This window comes from Sediminimonas qiaohouensis DSM 21189, assembly GCF_000423645.1.
Lineage (GTDB): Bacteria > Pseudomonadota > Alphaproteobacteria > Rhodobacterales > Rhodobacteraceae > Sediminimonas > Sediminimonas qiaohouensis.
Window position 1 is genome coordinate 90,869 of sequence record NZ_AUIJ01000003.1, and the last position, 20,170, is coordinate 111,038.

The window sequence follows — 20,170 nt, forward strand, 5'->3', positions numbered from 1 at the left end:
CATGCCCGACCAAGCGACACCCACCAGACCCTTCGCCGCGCGCCACCCTTCGGTGCTGTGGTTCATCGCGGCGCTGGCGCTGTTCACCCTCGGCGTGACCGTGCTGTCCGAGGCGACGGGCGTCGGGCTGATATCGACCTCCTTCGTCAAGACGCTGGGCAAGATGCTGTGCCTGTGCCTTGTGGCCATCGCGATGGATGTGGTTTGGGGCTATTGCGGGATCCTCAGCCTCGGCCACTTCGCGTTCTTCGGGCTGGGCGGTTATGCCATCGGCATGTGGCTGATGTATGCCCGGACCGAGCAGATCGTGCTTGACCAGATGACCAACGAGGTGCTGCCGCCCACCGGGACCGAGATCAAGGATGCCATCGGCGCGCAGATCTTCGGCGTGGTGGGCGCCACCGACTTCCCGGTGATCTGGGCATTTTCGCACAGCCTGACACTGCAACTGCTGATGGTGGTGCTCGTGCCGGGGCTGCTGGCGCTGGTTTTTGGCTGGCTGGCCTTTCGCGCGCGGGTCGCGGGGGTCTACCTGTCGATCCTCACGCAGGCGATGACGCTGGCACTGGCGCTTTACCTGTTTCAAAACGACAGCGGGCTGCGCGGAAACAACGGCCTGTCGGGGCTGCAGAACCTGCCCGGGCTTGAAAGCGTGCCGCAGGCGCAGGTTTCGATCTGGTTCTTCTGGGGGTCGGCGCTGGCGCTGGGGTTGGGATACCTGCTGTTTGCCTGGGTGGTCTCGGGCAAGATAGGCAGCGTCATCCGGGGCATCCGCGACGACGAGGCGCGCGTGTGTTTCCTTGGCTACAATGTCGAGGGTTACAAGCTGTTCGTGTTCACCCTGACGGCGGTGGTCGCCGGGGTCGGCGGCGCACTCTATTACCCGCAGGCGGGCATCATCAACCCCGCCGAGGTGGCGCCGATCGCGTCGATTTACCTGGCCGTCTGGGTGGCCATCGGCGGGCGGGGGCGGCTTTACGGCGCCGTCATCGGCGCGGCGCTGGTGTCGGTGCTGTCAAGCTGGTTCACCGGGGGCGGCGCGCCTGATGTCGATTTGGGCGTTTACACGATCCGCTGGACCGACTGGTGGCTGGTGCTGCTCGGCGTGGGCTTCGTGGCGGTCACGCTGTTCTTTCCCAAGGGCATCGGCGGGCTGTTCGACCTTGTCGCGCACCGCGTCGCGCCGGTGCGCGTGGGCGACTACGGCCCCGATGACGGCGCAAAACGCAAGGAAGAGGGGCCTGCCGAATGAACACGCTTCTGGAGGTTTCCGGCGTCTCCGTCAGTTTTGATGGGTTCCGCGCCATCAACAACCTGTCGCTGCAAATAGCCGAGCCCGAGCTGCGCGCGGTGATCGGCCCCAACGGGGCAGGCAAGACCACCTTCATGGACATCGTCACTGGTAAAACCCGGCCCGATACCGGCCGCGTCCTGTGGGGCGAGAAAAGCGTCTCGTTGCTGTCGATGTCCGAAAGCCGGATCGCGCGCGCCGGGATCGGGCGCAAGTTCCAGAAACCGACGGTGTTCGAGGCGCAAACCGTGCGCGAGAACCTCGCGATGGCGCTGCGCAACCCGCGCGGTCCGTTCAAGGTGCTGTTCTACCGCGAGGGCAGCGCCGCAGCCGGGCGCATCGCGGCGCTGGCCGACGAGATCGGGCTTTCGGATGCGCTACAGCGTCCCGCCGGTGAGCTCAGCCACGGGCAGAAACAATGGCTGGAGATCGGTATGTTGCTGGCGCAAGAGCCGCGCCTGTTGCTGGTGGACGAGCCGGCGGCCGGCATGACGCTGATCGAGCGCGAGCGCACCACCGAGTTGCTGCAGCGCGCGGCCCGGACCCGCGCGGTGATCGTGGTCGAACACGACATGGACTTCGTGCGCCGCCTGGGCTGCAAGGTCACGGTGCTGCACGAGGGCGCGGTGCTGGCGGAAGGCTCACTCGACCATGTCACGCAGAACCGCGACGTGATCGACGTTTACCTGGGGCGATAAACCGATGCTGGAAACACGCGACTTGACCCTTCATTACGGCCAGAGCCAGATCTTGCACGGCATCGACATGACGGCACCGACCGGGGCCGTCACCGTCGTGATGGGCACCAATGGCGTGGGCAAGACCAGCCTGCTCAAGGCCATTTCGGGGCGGCACCCGGCCAGCGGCGGCCGCCTGTCACTGGCCGGGCAGGAGTTGCGCGGCCTCACCGCCTATGCCGCGGCGCGGGCCGGCATCGCCTATGTCCCGCAGGGGCGCGACATTTTCCCGCTGCTGAGCGTACGCGAAAACCTCGAGACGGGCTTTGCCTGCCTCGATCGGGCCGAGCGGCGCGTGCCCGATCAGATATTCGAGCTGTTCCCGGTCCTTGCCGAAATGGCCAACCGGCGCGGTGGCGATCTGTCCGGTGGCCAACAGCAACAGCTTGCCATCGCCAGGGCGCTGATCACGCGGCCCCGTCTTTTGCTGCTGGATGAGCCCACCGAGGGCATTCAGCCCAACATCATCCAGCAGATCGGCGAGGTGATCGAATACCTGCGTGACCAAGGCGACATGGCGATCGTGCTGGTTGAGCAATACTTCGACTTCGCCTATGGCCTCGCCGACGGATTTTACGTGCTCGAACGCGGCACGGTCCGCCTGAAGGGGCCAAAGCGCGATCTGTCCAAGGACGATCTGCGCGCCGCTGTCTCGGTCTGATCCGGACCCAGTGCGTGACCTATCAAAGTGCCGAGGCCGGGGCATCGGCAGCGTTCGCAACATAGGTTCCGATAGTGGCACCCTCGGACACGGGGACCTTCACACCATCAACAAACCCTTTCTAGGGCCAACCAAACGAAGGAGGGGACACAACGGTGGTTGCGTCCCCTCCTTCATGGCGCTGTCTTGCGCGTGTTTGCTGCGCGTCATTTATTTCCATCCATACTGGATCAGCATGCCGGTCCCGCCATTGCCGCGCTGGTTGACGTGGCCGCTTGCGCCGTCGCCGAACTGGAAGATGCCATAGGCGTTTCCGTTGCCCGACTGGCGCAGGGACGCGTCGTGACCGTCGCCCTCTTGATGGACGGCGCCGTAATTTCCATTGCCGCGCTGGCCGATGGCGGCGGCATTGCCGTTGCCGCGCTGGTTGACGTTGGCCGCCTGCTTGGCGTTCTGGACAACGGCATAGATGCCCAGGCCGACGCGCATGGCGCGTTCCTCTTCGGCGTTGCGGGGGGTAAGTTCCACGCTCAGGTTGCCGCCGGCCTGGGCCGGGGCAGTAAGCCCGCCCGACAGGGCAAGCCCGGCTGCGAATGCGATGGCGGAAAATGTGCTGATGACGGGTTTCATATCGTGTCTCCCTTGGATCTGGTTGGTGAGGTGGCGCGCGCGGCCGATCACAGATCGGTCGTGCCGCGGTGGTCGGTGCAGGTCAGTGTCTGGCCCTGCCAGTCAAGCGACAGCTCGGCGCTATACTGCGCGCGGTTGCCGCCAAGCGTGGCCTGGCCAAGCTCGGCCGGGCGGCGCGGCGCCGCCGAAAAGCGGCCCGACTGATCAATCATCGCCGAGCCAGTAGTGCCGACCCGGTTGATGGTCATCCGGTACGTGCCTTCGACGGCATGATCGGCGTGAACGCGGGCGCGGTAAGTCAGGCTGCTGCCCGACTGGCTGACCGCGATCTCGCAGCGAACCGGCCCGTTTTCGGCCGTGTGGCCTGAGCCGGATCCGCCGCTAGCCGATGCGAACGCGGCGGCCGAAAGGCCAAGCGCGCAAGCGGCGGCGAGGGCGGTATGGGGTGTGAAGGGTATCATGGCGTATCTCCCTTGGTGAGGTGTCGGGGGCGGCGCAGGTACCGCCGCCCCGGCGAGCGGGCTCAGTCCTGCACGATGACGGCGACGTTGCCGTTTCCGCGCTGCGTGCTCTGGGCGCTGTTGCCGTGGCCGGCCTGGATCACGCCGACGGCGTTGCGGCGGCCGCGCTGATCGACTTCGGCGTCGTTGTGGCCGCCGAATTGCGCGACACCGGCAATGTTGTCGCTGCCGCGCTGATCGGTATCGACCGTGTTGCGATGGCCGCGCTGGCCGACGACGGTGCGGTTGTGGTTGCCGTCCTGGGTGTTGATCGAGGTGTTGCTCCAGCCGTCCTGATAAACCGACAGGCGCTGGCCGTGGCCCGACTGTGCGCCACCGACGGCGTTGCCGGCGCCCCACTGCTCGATGACAACGGAGTTGCCACCTGCTGCGGCAGCGGTGGCAAAGCCGGCCCCCATCATCAGGGTAAAGGCGGCGGTGCGAATGGTGGTTGTGATGGTCATTGGTCTGTCTCCCGTGGGTAAAAGGTTTCCGATTTCTCCCGACCCGGCGCTGTGTGCCTGCCTTTCGTGGCGTGTCGTGGCCTGCGCCGTGTCGATAACCAAACCTTGCCCCGGGCTGCCCCAGATACCCAATATCGCCGCCATGCCATCCGATAGCCGCGCCGGTGTTAGCTGATCACAGGGCCTGTCGGGGATCGTGTTATTCGATGACAAACCCGCGCAATGCGTTGATTTTCCGCCATTCCAACTGCCATGCGAAAGGCGGTCGCGGCCGGTTTGATCTTGGCTCCTGTATCGGCAAGGGCTATCTACCGACCATGACCGCTTCATCCCCAAGAGACCGGCAACCGCCCCGACAAGCGCCGCAGGCCGGTGCGCCGGGGTTCCTGTGGATCCTCGTGGGCATCATGACTGCGATCGAAGTGATTCTAAGTCTTTCGCAGTCTGGCGTTTTCGGGTCGGAGAGCCTGAGATGGCCCGCCTTCGTATTTGGGGCATTCTGGCAGCCGGTTTTTTCTGGCGCGACATCGCCGGCCTATCCCGGCCAGACCGTTCTGATGTTCATCACCTACGCCTTCTTGCATGGCGGGTTCATGCACCTTGCCCTGAATAGCGTCATCCTGCTGTCGCTGGGAAAACTCATTTCGATGCAGATTGGCGCGGCCAGGACGCTTTTGGTGCTGTTCCTTGCGGCTGTCGGGGGCGCGGCATGTTTCGGGTTTTTGTCCTCCGGCGCCGGACCGATGATCGGAGCCTCCGGCGCAGCCTTCGGCTTGATCGGCCTGTGGCAAGCCGCGGAATACCGGATGCGGCGGCAATCTGGTTTGGCGGTGCAGCCGGTTCTCATGGCAATCCTGGCACTTGTCGCCGCCAATGTCGCCTTGTTCGCTTTCCTCTCTGGTGGCCTCGCCTGGCAGGCTCACCTCGGCGGATGGATCGTCGGCTGGCTTTCAGGGCACAGCTTCGCACGGCGCTGACGGACGCCGAGGTCTGGCGCGTGGCACTGCCGCCGTCTTTCACGGCGGCCACTACCTGCCCCACGCACGCAACAGCATTGCCAGACGCATCCACCGATCCATATTGCAAGGGACGACACACCCGAACGCCACAACTGATAAGACAGCCAACGCAGAGGGAGACCCGAAATGAACATCAAGTATTTCGCCGTAGCAACCGCCTTGCTTGCAACACCCGCGATCGCGGATGCCGTTTCCTACTCGGTCGGCGACGATGCATTGACCGGCTACTGGGCCGCCGCGGAGAATCCGCAGGGCCTTGTTCTGATCGTGCACGATTGGGACGGTCTGACGGACTATGAACGCAAGCGCGCGGACATGCTGGCCGAGATGGGGTATGACGCGTTCGCCCTCGACATGTTCGGTGACGACACGCCAACCGAAACGGTCGATCACCGCCGCGCGGCGACCGGCGCGCTTTACCAGGACCGCACCCGCATGCGTGCGCTGCTGCAAGCCGGTGTGGCCCAAGCGCGCGAGCGGTCGGAGGCCGAGGCCATGGTGGTCATTGGCTACTGCTTTGGCGGGGCCGTGGCGCTGGAAATGGCCCGCAGCGACATGACCGCGGAGGCGCGCGGCTACGCGACATTCCACGGCGGGCTTTCGACGCCCGAAGGCCAGTCCTGGGATGGGGACGAGCCGCCGCTGCTGGTGATGCATGGCGGCGCCGACACATCGATCACGCTACAAGATGTCACCGGCCTCGCCTCGGAGCTTGAGGAAGCCGGGAACACCTACACGATCGAGGTTTATTCCAACGCACCGCACGCCTTCACCGTGTTTGGCTCGGATCGCTACAACGCGCGCGCCGATGCGGCGAGCTGGGCCGCCTTCACGGCCTTTCTGGCAGACCGCACTTCCGAGTGAGCGCAGCCCCCTTCGGCGACTGGTGACCACGACCCGGCGCTCGACGCTCTTTGTGCATTCCGCTACAGTCACCGGATGTGCCCCACATGTCGCCACAAAACGAAGCCCCGGGTCGCGGTCACCATCAAGATCCCGCCAGGCTCAAGTGTCGAGAAAATAATCGCTTTTTCTGGATGGCGGACATCATTTCCCCGCCGCGTGATTGCGCGCGCGCATAGCACGGCATTGGGGGCGCCATGGCGGAGCTGCTGATCGTCTATTTCTCACGCACAGGCGGCAGCCGCCAAATGGCCGAAGCCGCCGCCGCCGCCGCGCGATCAGAGGCAGATACCACACTCAAGACCGCCGATCAGGCCGGGCCGGATGACCTTCTGAATGCCGATGGGTATATCTTCTGCGCCCCTGAGAACCTGGCGGCGATCGCGGGGGAGATGAAGGAATTCTTCGACCGATGCTACTATCCGGTTCTCGGCCGGATCGAGGCGCGCCCCTATGCGCAAATGGTATGCGCCGGATCCGACGGGGAAAATGCCGCGCGTCAGACCGCGCGCATTGCCCAAGGTTGGCGCCTCAAGGAGGTGCAGCCGCCGCTGATCATCTGCACCCATGCCCAGACGCCCGAACAAATCCTGGCCGAAAAGACCATTCCCGAGGACGAACTCGCGCACTGCCGCGACCTTGGCGAGGCGATGGCGGCGGGCCTGAGCATGGGGGCGTTCTAGCCGCGCAGGGCCTGTTTTTCATACACGTCGCGGCCCGCTTCGTCGTCGGTTCAGGTTGCGGGTGGTTGTAAAATCACTGAACAGAAATTACATTCAACGCCAAGCGCGCGGCGAATCCGCGTTACTCCTGCTCACTGGAATGGGAGGCCACGCTTGACCGATAAAATTCAAGTAAAGAACCTTTCCAAGGTGTTCGGAGATGATCCGGACACGGCGCTTGCCATGATCCGCGATGGCAAGACGAAAGATGATGTGCTCGCCGAAACCGGGCAGACGATTGGCGTGCAGTCGGTTGATTTCACCGTCGGAGAAGGCGAAGTTTTCGTTGTCATGGGCCTGTCTGGCTCGGGCAAATCGACGCTGGTTCGGATGCTGAACCGGCTGATCGAAGCCAGCGATGGAGAGATCTTCGTCGATGGCGAAGACCTGCGCCGCGCCAATGAGGCCACACTGCGGCGGCTGCGGCTCGACAAGGTCGCGATGGTGTTCCAGCATTTCGCGCTGTTCCCGCACAAGAGCGTGCGCGAGAACGTGGAATACGGGCTCAAGGTGGCGGGTGTTTCCGCCGATGAGCGCCGCAAGCGCGCGCTTGACGCGCTGGATAAGGTTGGCCTGTCGGCATGGGCCGATCGGCGGCCCTCGGCCCTGTCCGGCGGTATGCAGCAGCGCGTCGGGCTGGCGCGCGGTTTGGCCGTTGATCCCGAGATCCTTTTGATGGACGAGCCATTTTCGGCGCTCGATCCCCTGATCCGCCGCGACATGCAGAACGAGCTGCTGGAGCTACAGCGCGAGCTAAAGAAAACCATCGTTTTCATCACGCATGACCTGGACGAGGCCCTTATCCTGGGTGATCGCATCGCGATCATGAAAGAGGGCCGTTTCGTGCAGGTCGGCACTGCCGAGGAAATTGTAGGTAACCCCGCCGATGACTACGTCGCCGCCTTTACGCAGGATGTTGACCGCGCCCGCGTTTTCGATGTGCAAAGCGTCATGAAGGCACCTGAATCGCTCGACCCGGCTCAGGATGGCGTGGCCGATGCGCGCCGCCGCCTGGATGAGCTGAGCCGCGATGCCCTGCACGTCATGCGAGGCGGTGAGTTGGCCGGGATCGTGACGCGCCGGGCCTTGGCCGAGACCGAAGGCAACGGCGATGCAACGCTTGAAGATGTCATGAGCCCCGATGCCCCCACGGCCCGCCCCGATACGCATCTGTTCACGATCTATGGCGCCTGTGCGTCTGGGCTGCCTGTCGCGGTGATTGACGGCGATGGGCGCTTCGTGGGGGTCGTCACACCCGAGTCGGTCTTTGACCTGCTCGCACAGGACAACAACACGCCGCAGCACGAAGATGCACCGGCGGACAAGGAGGCCGCCGAGGCCGCATCCGTCCTGTCGGCCTGACCGGAGGGAACACCATGTGGCAACCATCCGACACGTTCGAAATCCCGCTTGATACGTGGGTCGAGTCGGCGATCAAGGGCTGGCTTGTGCCCAACTTCCGCGACGTGTTCCAGGCCATTCAGGTTCCGATTACCGTCGTTCTCGAAGGGTTGGACATGGCATTGCAGGCCATTCCGATGCCCGTGTTCGCAATCGCCGTGGCGCTTGTCGCCTGGGCCGTGGCCAGCCGCGGCTTGGCGCTGTTCACGCTAATCAGTCTGGCCATCGTGGACCTTATCGGCGTTTGGACCCAGACAATGACCACCTTGGCGATGATCCTGACGGCGGTGTTGTTCTGCGCCATCGTGGGCGTGCCGTTGGGCATCGCGGCGGCACGGCGCGACGGGTTTGAAAAGGGCCTCCGCCCGGTGCTGGATATCATGCAGACGATTCCGCCCTTCGTGTACCTTGTCCCCATCGTGATGCTGTTCGGGGTGGGTATGGCACCCGGCATCATCGCCACGATCATTTTCGCGCTGCCACCGATTATCCGCCTGACCAACCTGGGCATCCGTTCGGTGCCCGAGGATTTGATCGAGGCGGCCTTTGCCTTTGGCTCGTCGCCGCGTCAGGTGCTGTGGGAGGTTCAGCTACCGCTGGCTCTGCGCACCATCATGGCCGGTCTGAACCAGACCCTGATGCTGGCGCTGTCGATGGCGGTTATCGCCGCGCTGATCGGGGCCGGGGGGCTGGGCCTGACAGTCTATACCGGCCTTGGCCGCCTGGACGTTGGCGCCGCGACCGAAGGCGGGTTGGGCATTGTCCTGTTGGCGATGATCCTTGACCGGATCACGCAGGCGCTGGGCAGTGACTCCCCGACGAAAACACCGGGTTTTCTGGAGACGCTCAAGTCGTTCTTCAGATTAGGGACACCGGCAACATCGCCCGAGACCGGGCGGCGCGTGTCCTGACGATCCTTGGCGGCCCCGCGCGCGCTGCCGGCGGGCCGCATCATTGCCGCGGGCCGCGCTTGAGCGCTCCGCGACGCAAACTAGAAAAAGGAGGACTTTCAAGATGATTAACAAGAAAGCGATCCTGAAGATGACGACCGGCGCAGCCGCTGCCGCGATGATGGCGATGCCGATTAGCGCCAACGCCGATGCGCACATGAAGCCGGGCTCCGGCACCACGATCGACATGGCGCGGGCCAGTTGGGATACCGGCTGGTGGCAAGCCGAGGTGTATAGCCAACTGCTTCAGGAGTTGGGCTATGACGTTTCGCGTATCACCACGCTGGATAACCCGCCCTTCTATCAGTCGGTCGCACAGGGCGATGTCGATCTGTGGGTCAACGGTTGGTTCCCGCTGCATAATTCCTATGAGGATGCGTTCAGCCAGGGCGCCGAGAAGATCGGCTATGTCGCCAAGGGCGGCGCGCTTCAAGGCTACCTGATCGACAAGAAGACAGCCGAAGAGCACGACATCAACTACGTCGAGGACCTGACCAAGGACGACATCCAGAAGCTTTTCGATGCCAATGGCGACGGCAAGGCCGACCTGGTCGCGTGTCCGCCGGGCTGGGGCTGCGAGACGGTGATCACGCATCACTTCGAGGCCTACGGCTGGGATGACGATTTCAACGCGATCAAGGCGGGTTATTCGGCGTCCATGGCCGATGCGCTGGGCCGTTATGAGAACGGTCAGCCGATTTTCTTCTACACCTGGACCCCGAACTGGACCGTTGGTGAGCTACCGCCGGGCGAGGACGTGGTCTGGCTCCAGATGAAGGAAACCAAGCTGCCCGAAGATCAGGCCGACCTCGCCGATGCGACCACCGTCGAGGGGCTTGAAGGGTGCCGGGGCGAACAGCCTTGTGATCTTGGCTGGCCGGCCAACGATATCCGGCCGGTTGCCAACTCGGACTTCCTGGAAAACAACCCGGCCGCGGCCGAGTTGCTGAAACAGGTCAGCATTCCGATCGGCGACATCTTTGATCAGAACGCGCAGATGAACGACGGCGCCGATAGCCCCGAAGACCTGAAACAGCAGGCATCCACCTGGATCGAGGACAACCGAGATCAGGTCGATAAGTGGCTGAAGGCGGCCCGCGAGGCTGCGCAGATGTAAGAAAAGGGTCCGGCCGGGGCGGCCTCGGCGGCTGGCCATACGCAGCACGACCCGGCGCGCGGCCCCCCCCGCGCGCCGGTTTTCTTTGCCATGCACCGTCGGCGCCGGGACTCGACGGGCCTTGCCGCCGCCTTGCCCCTACGCGCGCTCGATCAACGGTGAATTTACCTCGCCTGACAAGGCTTCGCCGCAGCAACCCCACTGCGGAGAGACACCATGACCGACGCCACCCCTCATCTTGATTTGCCCTATATCCTGCCCGCGCAGGCCCAAAAACACGTCACCCATAACGAGGCTATCGCGCGCCTTGATGCGCTGACGCAACTTGCCGTCGCGGACCGTGATCGCACCGTCCCGCCCACTGATGCCACTGAAGGCGCCCGCCACATCGTCGCCCCCGGCGCCACGGCGCAATGGGACGGGCACGATGGCAAGGTGGCGCTATTGCTCAACGGCGGCTGGGTGTTCCTGACGCCGCGTACCGGATGGATGGCCTATATCGCGGCCGAGGCGGCGCTGCGCGTTTTCGACGGGGCGCAATGGGCCGAGCCGCCCCGCGATCTGGACGACCTGCCGGGGCTGGGCATCGCCACCAGCAGCGATGCGGTCAACCGCCTTGCCGTCGCCGCACAGGCCACCTTGTTCAGCCACGCAGGCGCGGGCCATCAGGTCAAGGTCAACAAATCCGCCACCGGCGACACCGCCAGCCTTCTGTTTCAGACCGGATGGTCCGGCCGCGCCGAGATGGGCACCACCGGCACCGATGATTTCACCATCAAGCTAAGCCCAGACGGCGCCACATGGCACGAGGCGCTGCGCCTGAACGCCGCCACCGGCGCGGTCAGCGGCACCGCTGTGCAGCAAAGCGCCGATGACACCGCGCCGGGACGCCTGATGCGGGCCGATTGGGGTTATGGCCCCGGCAACCTGCTGGGCGCTGTGGCGCAGGCGGGCGGCGTGCCGACCGGCGCGGTGATTGAACGCGGCAGCACCGCCACCGGCGAGTATCTGCGCCTTGCCGATGGCACGCAGATTTGCACGCACGCGATCAGCCTCGGCACGATCACCGCCGCCGGTAGCGGCACCTGGGCCGATCCCTATCGCACCGCCCCGGGCTTTGACTGGACGTTCCCGGCGGGTTTTGCCGCGCCGCCCGTCATAGCGGCGCAAGGGGTGCCATCGGGCGATGTGGCGGGCGACCCGCTGCGCCGCGTGTGCAGCCCCGCAATGGACGCGCCCGATAGCGCCGCACTGCCCGGCATCGCGCTGATCCGTCAGGGGGCCGCCGCGGATGCGGATGATTTCACCGTGATGCTATGCGCCACCGGCCGCTGGGCCTGATACTCCCGCCACGACACGCGATACCGCCCGCGCGGGCGGTGTCGCATCAACTGCCGCGGTAAGTGGAATACCCGTAGGGCGATAGCAGCAGCGGCACGTGATAATGCGCCTGCGCGTCCGATATCCCGAACCTGATCGGCACCTCGTCCAGGAACCGGGGCGCATCCGCCGACGCGCCGCTTGCCTCAAGGTAGGCACCGGCGTGAAACACCAGCTCGTACACCCCAACGCCAAAGGCATCCTGCGGCAGGATAGGCGCATCGGTGCGCCCGTCGGCGTTGGTGCGCGCGCGGGCCAGTTCGCTGCGCCCCGCGCCGTTGATGCGGTAGAGGACGATCTCGATGCCCTCCGCCGGGCATCCGCGCGCTGTATCCAGAACATGGGTGGTCAGGTATCCGTTCGGCATGTGGCCTCCGCTCATCCGCTTCCGGGGCTTGCATTGTGCCTCATACCATAGCCAGATTGCATCACCCGCCGCACCCGGAAACTGTTTCAACGATTTTTTGAAAGATCGCGGCGCGGTGCCCGGCCTACACTGGCCGCGCAACACCGCAAGAGGATCATGATGCAACCGCCCCGCTATCCCCGCGACATGACCGGCCACGGCCCAAACCCGCCCGATCCGGCATGGCCCGGCGGCGCGCGTGTCGCGGTGCAATTCGTGATCAACTACGAAGAGGGCGGCGAAAACAACATCCTGCACGGTGATCCCGCATCCGAGGCGTTCCTGTCCGATATCGCGGGCGCGCAGCCGTGGCCGGGGCAGCGCCATTGGAACATGGAATCGATCTATGAATACGGCGCGCGCGCCGGCTTCTGGCGGCTGCACCGGCTGTTCACGGGCGCGGGTATCCCCGTCACCGTTTACGGCGTCGCCACCGCGCTGGCGCGTAGCCCCCTGCAGGTCGAGGCGATGCAGAACGCAGGCTGGGAAATCGCCAGTCATGGCCTGAAATGGGTCGAACACCGCGATATGCCCGAGGACGAGGAGCGCGCCGCCATCACAGACGCGATCCGCCTGCATACCGAGGTGACGGGCACCCGCCCGCGCGGCTGGTATACCGGGCGATGCAGCATGAACACCCTTCGCCTCGTGGCCGAGGAGGGCGGGTTCGACTACGTCTCTGACACTTATGACGACGATCTGCCCTACTGGCGCGCGGTCGGTGCGCGCGATCAATTGGTCATCCCCTACACGCTTGAGGCCAACGACATGCGCTTTGCCACCGCCCCCGGCTATGTCACCGGGGATCAGTTCTTTACCTACCTGCGCGATGCCTTCGACGTGCTGCGCGCCGAGGGCCACGAAGGCCGCCCCGCGATGATGACCGTGGGCCTTCATTGCCGCCTCGCGGGCCGCCCCGGCAAGCTGGCGGGCGTGCAGCGCTTCATCGATCATATCCGCCAGTTCGATGATGTCTGGTGCCCCCGCCGCATCGACATTGCCCGCCACTGGGCCGCGCATCACCCGCCCGCACCGCGCGCCGCGCGCCCCTCGGCGATGGATCGCGATACCTTTGTCGCCCGCTTTGGCGGCGTGTTTGAGCATTCCCCATGGGTGGCCGAGCGCGCCTATGAGCTAGAGCTTGGCCCCGCCCACGATAGCGCGGCAGGCTTGCATAACGCCTTTGCCCGCGCCTTCCGCGCCGCCAGCCAGGACGCGCGCCGCGCCGTTCTGCGCGCCCATCCCGATCTGGCCGGCAAGCTGGCCTCGGCCAAGCGCCTGACCGCCGAATCGACCGGCGAACAAGCCAGTGCCGGGCTCGACGCGCTCACCGATGCCGAGCGCGCCCGCTTCACCGAGTTGAACACCGCCTATACCGCCCGGCACGGGTTTCCCTTCATCATCGCGGTTCGCGATCATGACAAGGCCAGCATCCTCGCCGCGTTCGAGCGCCGCCTTGCCAACGATACCGCAACCGAATTCGCCGAAGCCTGCACGCAGGTTGAGCGTATCGCCCGCCTGCGTCTGGAAGAGATGCTATGACCTCCTACGCCTTCCCACCCGGCGGCCTGCCCGGTCAGGATCAGGACCCCTCAGAAAGCGAAGCGGTGTTCACCGATGCCTATGCCGTGCTGCCCGCGGGCACGATGCGGGATATCACCGCCTCGAACCTGCCCGGCTGGCGCGATGCGCGCGCCTGGATACTCGCCCGCCCGCTTGGTGGCTTTGCCGAAACCTTTGCGCAATACGCGGTTGAGCTGGCCCCCGGCGGCGGTTCTGACACGCCCGAGCCTGACCCGCAGGCGCAGGCGGTGCTGTTCGTCGCCTCCGGCACCTTGCGCCTGACCATCGACGGCGCGCGCCACGATCTGGCCGCTGGCGGCTATGCCTACCTGCCGCACACTGCGCGCTGGCAGGTGCGCAACATGACGGACGATCCGGCGCGGTTCCACTGGATTCGCAAACGCTATACCCCCGCGTCCGACCTGTCGCCGCCGCCCGCCTTCGTTACATCGGACGCGGCCATGGCCCCCACCCCGATGCCGGGCACTGAAAATTGGGCCACCACGCGCTTTGTCGATCCCGGCGATATGCGCCACGACATGCATGTGAACATCGTCACGTTTCAGCCCGGCGGCCGCATCCCCTTTGCCGAAACCCACGTGATGGAGCACGGTCTTTACGTGTTGGAGGGAACGGCCCGCTACTTGCTCAACACCGATTGGGTAACCGTCGGGCCCGGTGATTTCATGTGGCTGCGCGCCTTCTGCCCGCAGGCCTGCATCGCCACCGGCGACGGGCCGTTTCGCTACCTGCTCTACAAGGACGTGAACCGCCACCCCGACCTGTCGCTGAACGTCTGATACCGCCATTTCCTGCAAGGACCGCGCATGTCCGTCATCAAGACCGAACCGCTGACCGCTGACGCCTTCGCCCCCTTCGGTGACGTGCTCGAGGCTGCGGGCGATCCCGACTTGTTGATCAACGCGGGCGCTTGCGGGCGCTGGCATGATCGCGCGCGGCTTGATTTCGGGCCGGATGGCCGCGCCGGCATCTCGGTCTTTCGCGCCACGCCGCGCGACCTGCCGTACCGGCTTGACCTGCTGGAGCGGCACCCCGACGGTTCGCAGGCGTTCATCCCGATGGCGCAGGACGAATGGCTGATCACCGTCGCGCCCGACGCGGGCGGCGCGCCCGGCCCGGTGCGCGCGTTCATCGCTGCGCCGGGGCAGGGGGTCAACCTGCTGCGCGGCACATGGCACGGGGTGCTGACGCCGCTGCATGCGCCGGGCCTCTTTGCCGTGGTGGACCGCATCGGCAGCACCGCGAACCTGCGGGAATTCCCGCTCGATCCGCCCGTGACGATCGCGCGATAGATCCGCCTGCGGCATCCTGGCGGCACGCCACGGGTTGATTTTCATATTCAAACTAATTAATACGTTATCGATATTCCATTATTGCCTTACCACCCGAGAGGATGTGCATGGACCCCCGCAGGATCTCAGACGCGCTTGCCGTCGCCCCACAGATTGCCCCCGATGACGTTGCCGATCTGGCCGCGCAGGGCTATCGCGCGATCATCTGCAACCGCCCCGACGGCGAAGGTTCGGATCAGCCAGCGTATAGCGAGATTGCCGCCGCGGCGGAAAAGGCCGGCATCGATGCGCGCTACCTGCCCGTTGTCTCTGGCAAGGTGTCGGATGACGATGCCGCCGCTTTCGGCGCCGCGCTGCGCGATCTGCCCGGTCCGGTGCTGGCCTATTGCCGCACTGGCACCCGCTCGGCCACTCTATGGTCCCTGTCTGCCGCGGCCAGCCGCCCCGTGCCCGAAATCCTGTCTGCGGCGCAGGCCGCTGGCTATGACATGGCCGGCGTCGCCCGCCGCATCGCCAATGGCGGCAAGACGCCCACCGACACCGGCGATGCGCGCTTTGACGTGGTGATCGTCGGCGGCGGCGCAGCAGGTATCGCCGTCGCCTCCAGCCTGCGCGCGCGCAAGCCCGACCTGGATATCGCCATTCTGGACCCGGCCGATGTGCACTATTACCAACCCGGCTGGACAATGGTGGGCGGCGGCGTGTTCGACCCGCAAACCACCGCCAAAACGATGGGGAGCCTGATCCCCAAGGGTGTCCACTGGATCAAGTCCGCCGTCGCCGCGTTCGAGCCGGACAACAGCGCTGTCATCCTCGATGGCTGCCGCGTCGTGAAATACGACCGCCTGATCGTCTGCCCGGGGCTCAAGCTGGATTGGCACGCCGTTGACGGGCTGGTTGAGACGCTGGGCCGCAATGGCGTGACCAGCAACTACCGCTATGATCTGGCCCCCTATACGTGGGAACTGGTCAAGGGCCTGAAAAAGGGCCGCGCCCTGTTCACGCAACCGCCGATGCCGATCAAATGCGCCGGCGCCCCGCAAAAGGCGATGTACCTGTCGGGCGACCACTGGTTCCGCGAGGGCGTGTTGAGCGATATCGACATCCATTTCATGAACGCCGGCGGCGTGTTGTTCGGGGTCAAGGACTACGTGCCCGCGCTTGAGCAATACATCGCGAAATACGGCGCGCAGCTTGATTTCTTCCACAACCTCGTCGCCGTGGACGGCCCGGCGAAAACCGCGACATTCGAGGTGAAAAAACCGGGCACCGACCCAGAATCCGTCACGGTCGAATTCGACATGATGCACGTCACCCCTCCGCAATGTGCGCCCGATTTCATCCGCGTCTCGCCGCTGGCTGACGCCGCATCGGGATGGGTGGACGTGGACCAATCCACGCTACGCCACGCGCGGTATGACAATATCTGGTCGCTGGGTGACGTGATGAACGCCCCCAACGCGAAAACCGCCGCCGCGGCCCGGATGCAAGCGCCGGTGGTGGCGGAAAACGTGGCCGACGACATCGACGGTAAATCCCCCACGGCGATCTACAACGGCTACGGCTCCTGCCCGCTGACGGTCGAGCGGGGCAAGATCGTGCTGGCCGAGTTTGGCTATGGCGGGGCGCTGCTGCCCAGCTTCCCCAAATGGGTGATCAACGGCACCAAACCGACGCGCGCGGCGTGGTGGCTCAAGGAACAGCTCTTGCCGCCGGTTTACTGGAAGGCGATGCTGCGGGGCCGGGAATGGATGGCCAAACCCGAAAAGGTCTCTGCCCGCTAAGCCCCCCGCGCGCCCGTTTCGCCCGCCCCGCCACACGCCAAGGACATGGACATGAAACCGCCCCTTCCCGGCCGTGCCCGCCTCGCGCGTCACCTGCCGATCCTGCAATGGACCCAAGGCTATGATCGCGACACCCTGACATCGGATGCCATTGCCGCGGTGATCGTGACGATCATGCTGATCCCGCAATCGCTGGCTTATGCGCTGCTGGCGGGTCTGCCGGCGGAAATGGGGCTTTATGCGTCGATCCTGCCGCTGGTGGCCTATGCCGTGTTCGGCACCAGCCGCGCGCTGGCGGTGGGGCCGGTGGCGGTGGTGTCGCTGATGACGGCGGCGGCGGTGGGCAACCTGGGCTTGACCGACCCGGCGCAGATCGCCGTGGCGGCGGGCACGCTGGCGCTGATTTCGGGGCTGATCCTGACGGTGCTGGGGCTGCTGCGCCTCGGGTTCGTCGCGAATTTCCTCAGCCACCCGGTGATCGCCGGGTTCATCACCGCGTCGGGGGTCCTGATTGCGACCAGCCAGCTCAAGCATATCCTCGGGGTCGAGGCGCATGGCCATTCCCTGCCGACGCTGCTTGGCTCGCTGCTGGAAAACCTCGCCGCGATGAACCCGATCACCGCCGTGATCGGTGTCGCGGCCACCGCGTTCCTGTTCTGGGTGCGCAAGGGGCTCAAGCCGCTGTTGCTGCGCTCGGGCTTCGGTGCGCGTAGCGCCGATATCCTGACCAAGGCCGGCCCGGTCGGTGCGGTCGCGGTAACCACGTTGGCGGTCTGGGTGCTGGGCCTGAACGGGTACGGCGTTGCCATTGTGGGCGAGGTGCCGATGGGCCTGCCGCCCCTGACCTTGCCCGCCTTTGACGCCGATCTGTGGTCGTCGCTGTTCGTGTCGGCGCTGCTGATCTCGATCATCGGGTTCGTCGAATCCGTGTCCGTTGCGCAAACGCTCGCCGCGAAGAAGCGCCAGCGGATCGTGCCCGATCAGGAACTGGTCGGCCTCGGCACCGCCAACATCGCGGCCAGCGTCACAGGCGGCTACCCCGTCACCGGCGGCTTTGCCCGCTCGGTCGTCAATTTCGACGCTGGCGCCGAAACGCCCGCCGCCGGGGCCTTTACCGCCATTGGTATCCTGCTGGCGGCGCTGCTGCTGACGCCGCTGCTTTATTTCCTGCCCAAGGCGACGCTGGCCGCGACGATCATCGTTGCCGTACTTAGCCTGGTTGATTTTTCGATCCTGTCGCGCACCTGGCGCTATTCGCGGGTGGATTTCGCCGCCGTCGCCGCGACGATCGTGCTGACCCTCGGGTTCGGCGTGGAAACCGGCGTATCGGCGGGGGTGATCCTGTCGATCGGGTTGTTCCTCTACAAGACATCGCGCCCCCACGTGGCCGAGGTGGGCCTTGTCCCCGGCACGCAGCACTTCCGCAACATTCTGCGCCACAAGGTCGAAACCGACCCGACGCTGGTGACCCTGCGGATCGACGAAAGCCTCTATTTCGCCAATGCGCGGTTCCTTGAGGATTACGTCTATGACCGCGTCGCGCGCGACGAGCCGATCCGCAATGTCGTGCTGATGTGCTCGGCTGTGAACGAAATCGATATGTCCGCGCTGGAAAGCCTGGAAGAGATCAACCGCCGCCTGTCCGATATGGGCATTACCCTGCACCTGTCCGAGGTCAAGGGCCCCGTGATGGACCGCCTCAAGCGTAGCCATTTCCTTGATGACATGACCGGGCAGGTGTTCCTGTCGCAATACGACGCACAACGCGCGCTTGGCTCACGGCACGGGGTGGAATCGGCCTGATTGACCGGCCCGCGCCACCCGCGTAGGACATGGCGCATGTCAGATGTGGTATGGATCGGGATCGAAGAGGGGCCGCAGACCGCCCAAGGCTGGGCCTTTGACGGGGCGGGGCAGGTGGCCGCATCGGCGCATGGCGACAGTGCCGCGCAGGTGCAGGCGCATCTGGGCGACGCCGGCGCACTGATCGTCAGTGATCGCGCCGCCACGCCCGCGCGCCCCGTGCCCGCCGCCATCCTGCCCCAGGCCGGCGCGCCCTCGCCACTATCGCAAGATGCGCCGCCTGGCCTGCTGCCCGCCACCGCCTGCCTGCGCCTGTCCGGCACCTTGGCGCAGCGGCCCAACTGGGACGGTGTGGCGCTATTGCCGGACGCCGACAAAACGCAATGGACGCATGTCAGCGCCGGCGAGGTTGTCAGCTTCGCCAGCTTCCTGACCCCGCGCCTGTCCCGGCTTCTGGGTGGTGATGGTGGTGCCGATGCGCAGGCCCTTGGCGATACCATGGCCCGCCCCGAGCGACTGGCCGCGCACCTGGCGCAGGCCGATCTTGGCGGCAATGTCGCGGCCATACTGGGCCACCTGATCGGCGCGGAGCTAGCCGCCGCGCGCCCCTATTGGCTGGGTCAGCAGATCATCCTGATCGGGGATGACCCGTTGGCCGAGGCGTATTCAGATGCCCTGTCTGCCCAAGGTGCGCGGCCCGAGCGCCTGAGCGCCGCCGATGCGGCACAGGCCGGGTTGGCCGCGCTGCACCGCCGCGCATCTCACCAATAAAAACGGCGCGCCCGCATCGCAGGCGCGCCACATGGCTTGGCTGCGATCACGACCCCTGCGGCAGGATCACGATCTCGACGCGGCGGTTCTGCGCGCGGCCTTCCGGCGTCAGGTTCGACGCGATCGGCTGATCCTCGCCGCGTCCGACGCTCGTGATTCGGCTGGCGCTGACACCGTACGTGATAAGCAGGCTCGACACCGCGCCTGCGCGGCGCTGCGACAGATCCAGGTTATACGCGGCGCTGCCGGTGTTGTCGGTATGGCCAAGCACCTGAACCCTGGATTGCGGGTAATTGTTAAGGCTACGCGCGACCGCGCGCAGATCGTCGCGCAGGACCGCGCTCACCTCGGCGCTGTCGGTGGCGAACAGGATATCCTGCGGCATCGTCACAATCAGGCGGTCGCCGGTGTTGCGCACCGTTGCCTCGCTGCCCAACTGGTTGCGCAGCTCGGCCTCCTGCTTGTCAAGGTTATACCCGATCCCGGCACCGACACCCGCGCCAATAGCGCCGCCCACAAGTGCGCCCTTTGTCTTGTCGTCACTGGTCAATGCGCCGGTGGCGGCCCCCAAAAGCCCACCAAGAAACGCCCCTTGCTGCGTCTTGTCGCCGGGCCGGCCCGAATAGGGGTCTGCCGGATCGGTACAAGCGGTCGCTGTCAAAAGGGATGCACCTGCCAGCAGCAGGACGGATTTACTTGCAAAAGTCATTCTGGTCGCCTCGTGTCAGGTTCCTGTTTCCAGACCGTTATATATG

Annotated in this window: 21 protein-coding genes; 16 read left to right on the top strand and 5 right to left on the bottom strand. The window is 65.4% G+C overall.

What is annotated here, in order from left to right; genetic code table 11:
- The first annotated feature begins 1 nt into the window (after position 1).
- From urtC to urtE, 3 genes are read left to right on the top strand one after another with little or no spacing between them, the layout of a single operon-like run.
- On the top strand, positions 2–1,252 hold the full coding sequence (gene urtC, locus G568_RS0104560; RefSeq protein ID WP_026756916.1) for an urea ABC transporter permease subunit UrtC: 1,251 nt from the start codon (positions 2–4) through the stop codon (positions 1,250–1,252).
- Positions 1,249–1,989 (top strand): urea ABC transporter ATP-binding protein UrtD, encoded by a 741-nt coding sequence (urtD, locus tag G568_RS0104565; protein WP_026756917.1) that lies wholly within the window; start codon positions 1,249–1,251, stop codon positions 1,987–1,989. The genes urtC and urtD overlap by 4 nt, the downstream gene beginning before the upstream one ends.
- Positions 1,990–1,993: 4 nt before the next feature.
- Positions 1,994–2,689 carry an urea ABC transporter ATP-binding subunit UrtE gene (gene urtE, locus G568_RS0104570; RefSeq protein ID WP_026756918.1) on the top strand — a complete coding sequence of 232 codons (696 nt, stop codon included), beginning with the start codon at positions 1,994–1,996 and terminating at the stop codon, positions 2,687–2,689.
- Between the two features lie 210 nt (positions 2,690–2,899).
- Here urtE and G568_RS0104575 read toward each other — a convergent pair whose 3' ends face one another.
- The 3 genes from G568_RS0104575 to G568_RS20475 form a co-directional block, all read right to left on the bottom strand.
- A complete protein-coding gene (locus G568_RS0104575) occupies positions 2,900–3,319 on the bottom strand; it encodes a hypothetical protein (protein WP_051202750.1) in 420 nt (139 codons plus the stop codon).
- Between the two features lie 47 nt (positions 3,320–3,366).
- Complete coding sequence (gene csgH / locus G568_RS0104580) at positions 3,367–3,780, bottom strand: curli-like amyloid fiber formation chaperone CsgH (protein WP_026756920.1); 414 nt, start codon at positions 3,778–3,780, stop codon at positions 3,367–3,369.
- A gap of 62 nt (positions 3,781–3,842) precedes the next feature.
- Positions 3,843–4,283, bottom strand: a complete 441-nt coding sequence (locus G568_RS20475; RefSeq protein ID WP_037373681.1) for a hypothetical protein — start codon at positions 4,281–4,283, stop codon at positions 3,843–3,845.
- Positions 4,284–4,600: 317 nt separating this feature from the next.
- Between G568_RS20475 and G568_RS0104590 the strand changes: the two genes are divergently transcribed.
- The 7 genes from G568_RS0104590 (at position 4,601) to G568_RS18280 (ending at position 11,736) form a co-directional block, all read left to right on the top strand.
- A complete protein-coding gene (locus G568_RS0104590) occupies positions 4,601–5,260 on the top strand; it encodes a rhomboid family intramembrane serine protease (RefSeq protein WP_026756922.1) in 660 nt (219 codons plus the stop codon).
- A gap of 168 nt (positions 5,261–5,428) precedes the next feature.
- Entirely contained in the window at positions 5,429–6,166 is a 738-nt protein-coding gene (locus G568_RS0104595; RefSeq protein WP_037373683.1) for a dienelactone hydrolase family protein, read from the top strand.
- A gap of 236 nt (positions 6,167–6,402) precedes the next feature.
- The gene (locus G568_RS0104600) at positions 6,403–6,888 is read left to right on the top strand and encodes a flavodoxin family protein (RefSeq protein WP_026756924.1); all 486 of its coding nucleotides are present in this window, start codon (positions 6,403–6,405) and stop codon (positions 6,886–6,888) included.
- Positions 6,889–7,041: 153 nt separating this feature from the next.
- The gene (locus G568_RS0104605; RefSeq protein ID WP_026756925.1) at positions 7,042–8,289 is read left to right on the top strand and encodes a quaternary amine ABC transporter ATP-binding protein; all 1,248 of its coding nucleotides are present in this window, start codon (positions 7,042–7,044) and stop codon (positions 8,287–8,289) included.
- A 14-nt stretch (positions 8,290–8,303) separates the two neighbouring features.
- A complete protein-coding gene (locus G568_RS18275) occupies positions 8,304–9,239 on the top strand; it encodes an ABC transporter permease (protein WP_051202752.1) in 936 nt (311 codons plus the stop codon).
- A gap of 103 nt (positions 9,240–9,342) precedes the next feature.
- Positions 9,343–10,395 carry a glycine betaine/L-proline ABC transporter substrate-binding protein ProX gene (gene proX, locus G568_RS0104615; protein WP_026756926.1) on the top strand — a complete coding sequence of 351 codons (1,053 nt, stop codon included), beginning with the start codon at positions 9,343–9,345 and terminating at the stop codon, positions 10,393–10,395.
- A gap of 216 nt (positions 10,396–10,611) precedes the next feature.
- Entirely contained in the window at positions 10,612–11,736 is a 1,125-nt protein-coding gene (locus G568_RS18280) for a DUF2793 domain-containing protein (RefSeq protein WP_037373685.1), read from the top strand.
- Positions 11,737–11,782: 46 nt separating this feature from the next.
- Here the strand turns inward: G568_RS18280 and uraH are convergent, their stop codons facing one another.
- A complete protein-coding gene (uraH, locus tag G568_RS0104625; protein ID WP_026756927.1) occupies positions 11,783–12,142 on the bottom strand; it encodes a hydroxyisourate hydrolase in 360 nt (119 codons plus the stop codon).
- Between the two features lie 159 nt (positions 12,143–12,301).
- Between uraH and puuE the strand changes: the two genes are divergently transcribed.
- The 6 genes from puuE to G568_RS19660 all read left to right on the top strand — a co-directional run bounded on the left by puuE (position 12,302) and on the right by G568_RS19660 (position 19,415).
- The gene (gene puuE / locus G568_RS0104630) at positions 12,302–13,723 is read left to right on the top strand and encodes an allantoinase PuuE (RefSeq protein WP_026756928.1); all 1,422 of its coding nucleotides are present in this window, start codon (positions 12,302–12,304) and stop codon (positions 13,721–13,723) included.
- A complete protein-coding gene (locus G568_RS0104635; protein WP_026756929.1) occupies positions 13,720–14,544 on the top strand; it encodes a bifunctional allantoicase/(S)-ureidoglycine aminohydrolase in 825 nt (274 codons plus the stop codon). The genes puuE and G568_RS0104635 overlap by 4 nt, the downstream gene beginning before the upstream one ends.
- 27 nt (positions 14,545–14,571) lie before the next feature.
- On the top strand, positions 14,572–15,057 hold the full coding sequence (locus G568_RS0104640; protein ID WP_026756930.1) for an ureidoglycolate lyase: 486 nt from the start codon (positions 14,572–14,574) through the stop codon (positions 15,055–15,057).
- Positions 15,058–15,164: 107 nt separating this feature from the next.
- Positions 15,165–16,841 carry a bifunctional protein tyrosine phosphatase family protein/NAD(P)/FAD-dependent oxidoreductase gene (locus tag G568_RS0104645; RefSeq protein WP_026756931.1) on the top strand — a complete coding sequence of 559 codons (1,677 nt, stop codon included), beginning with the start codon at positions 15,165–15,167 and terminating at the stop codon, positions 16,839–16,841.
- Between the two features lie 51 nt (positions 16,842–16,892).
- On the top strand, positions 16,893–18,644 hold the full coding sequence (locus G568_RS0104650; protein ID WP_037373700.1) for a SulP family inorganic anion transporter: 1,752 nt from the start codon (positions 16,893–16,895) through the stop codon (positions 18,642–18,644).
- A 36-nt stretch (positions 18,645–18,680) separates the two neighbouring features.
- Positions 18,681–19,415 carry a 2-dehydro-3-deoxygalactonokinase gene (locus G568_RS19660; RefSeq protein ID WP_051202754.1) on the top strand — a complete coding sequence of 245 codons (735 nt, stop codon included), beginning with the start codon at positions 18,681–18,683 and terminating at the stop codon, positions 19,413–19,415.
- 46 nt (positions 19,416–19,461) lie between these two features.
- Here G568_RS19660 and G568_RS0104660 read toward each other — a convergent pair whose 3' ends face one another.
- Positions 19,462–20,124: a YiaD family glycine zipper/OmpA-like lipoprotein gene (locus G568_RS0104660; RefSeq protein WP_026756933.1), complete on the bottom strand. Its 663-nt coding sequence runs from the start codon at positions 20,122–20,124 to the stop codon at positions 19,462–19,464.
- Positions 20,125–20,170: the final 46 nt, after the last annotated feature.

Excerpts from the sequence above, each read along its gene's own strand:
- urtE (WP_026756918.1), top strand. The coding sequence starts at position 1,994 with ATGCTGGAAACACGCGACTTGACCCTTCATTACGGCCAGAGCCAGATC.
- G568_RS18275 (WP_051202752.1), top strand. The coding sequence starts at position 8,304 with ATGTGGCAACCATCCGACACGTTCGAAATCCCGCTTGATACGTGGGTC.
- G568_RS0104575 (WP_051202750.1), bottom strand. The coding sequence starts at position 3,319 with ATGAAACCCGTCATCAGCACATTTTCCGCCATCGCATTCGCAGCCGGG.
- proX (WP_026756926.1), top strand. The coding sequence starts at position 9,343 with ATGATTAACAAGAAAGCGATCCTGAAGATGACGACCGGCGCAGCCGCT.
- G568_RS19660 (WP_051202754.1), top strand. The coding sequence starts at position 18,681 with ATGTCAGATGTGGTATGGATCGGGATCGAAGAGGGGCCGCAGACCGCC.
- G568_RS0104595 (WP_037373683.1), top strand. The coding sequence starts at position 5,429 with ATGAACATCAAGTATTTCGCCGTAGCAACCGCCTTGCTTGCAACACCC.
- G568_RS0104600 (WP_026756924.1), top strand. The coding sequence starts at position 6,403 with ATGGCGGAGCTGCTGATCGTCTATTTCTCACGCACAGGCGGCAGCCGC.
- G568_RS0104650 (WP_037373700.1), top strand. The coding sequence starts at position 16,893 with ATGAAACCGCCCCTTCCCGGCCGTGCCCGCCTCGCGCGTCACCTGCCG.
- G568_RS0104645 (WP_026756931.1), top strand. The coding sequence starts at position 15,165 with ATGGACCCCCGCAGGATCTCAGACGCGCTTGCCGTCGCCCCACAGATT.
- G568_RS0104635 (WP_026756929.1), top strand. The coding sequence starts at position 13,720 with ATGACCTCCTACGCCTTCCCACCCGGCGGCCTGCCCGGTCAGGATCAG.
- puuE (WP_026756928.1), top strand. The coding sequence starts at position 12,302 with ATGCAACCGCCCCGCTATCCCCGCGACATGACCGGCCACGGCCCAAAC.
- G568_RS0104640 (WP_026756930.1), top strand. The coding sequence starts at position 14,572 with ATGTCCGTCATCAAGACCGAACCGCTGACCGCTGACGCCTTCGCCCCC.
- G568_RS20475 (WP_037373681.1), bottom strand. The coding sequence starts at position 4,283 with ATGACCATCACAACCACCATTCGCACCGCCGCCTTTACCCTGATGATG.
- urtC (WP_026756916.1), top strand. The coding sequence starts at position 2 with ATGCCCGACCAAGCGACACCCACCAGACCCTTCGCCGCGCGCCACCCT.
- G568_RS18280 (WP_037373685.1), top strand. The coding sequence starts at position 10,612 with ATGACCGACGCCACCCCTCATCTTGATTTGCCCTATATCCTGCCCGCG.
- G568_RS0104660 (WP_026756933.1), bottom strand. The coding sequence starts at position 20,124 with ATGACTTTTGCAAGTAAATCCGTCCTGCTGCTGGCAGGTGCATCCCTT.
- urtD (WP_026756917.1), top strand. The coding sequence starts at position 1,249 with ATGAACACGCTTCTGGAGGTTTCCGGCGTCTCCGTCAGTTTTGATGGG.
- G568_RS0104590 (WP_026756922.1), top strand. The coding sequence starts at position 4,601 with ATGACCGCTTCATCCCCAAGAGACCGGCAACCGCCCCGACAAGCGCCG.
- uraH (WP_026756927.1), bottom strand. The coding sequence starts at position 12,142 with ATGCCGAACGGATACCTGACCACCCATGTTCTGGATACAGCGCGCGGA.
- csgH (WP_026756920.1), bottom strand. The coding sequence starts at position 3,780 with ATGATACCCTTCACACCCCATACCGCCCTCGCCGCCGCTTGCGCGCTT.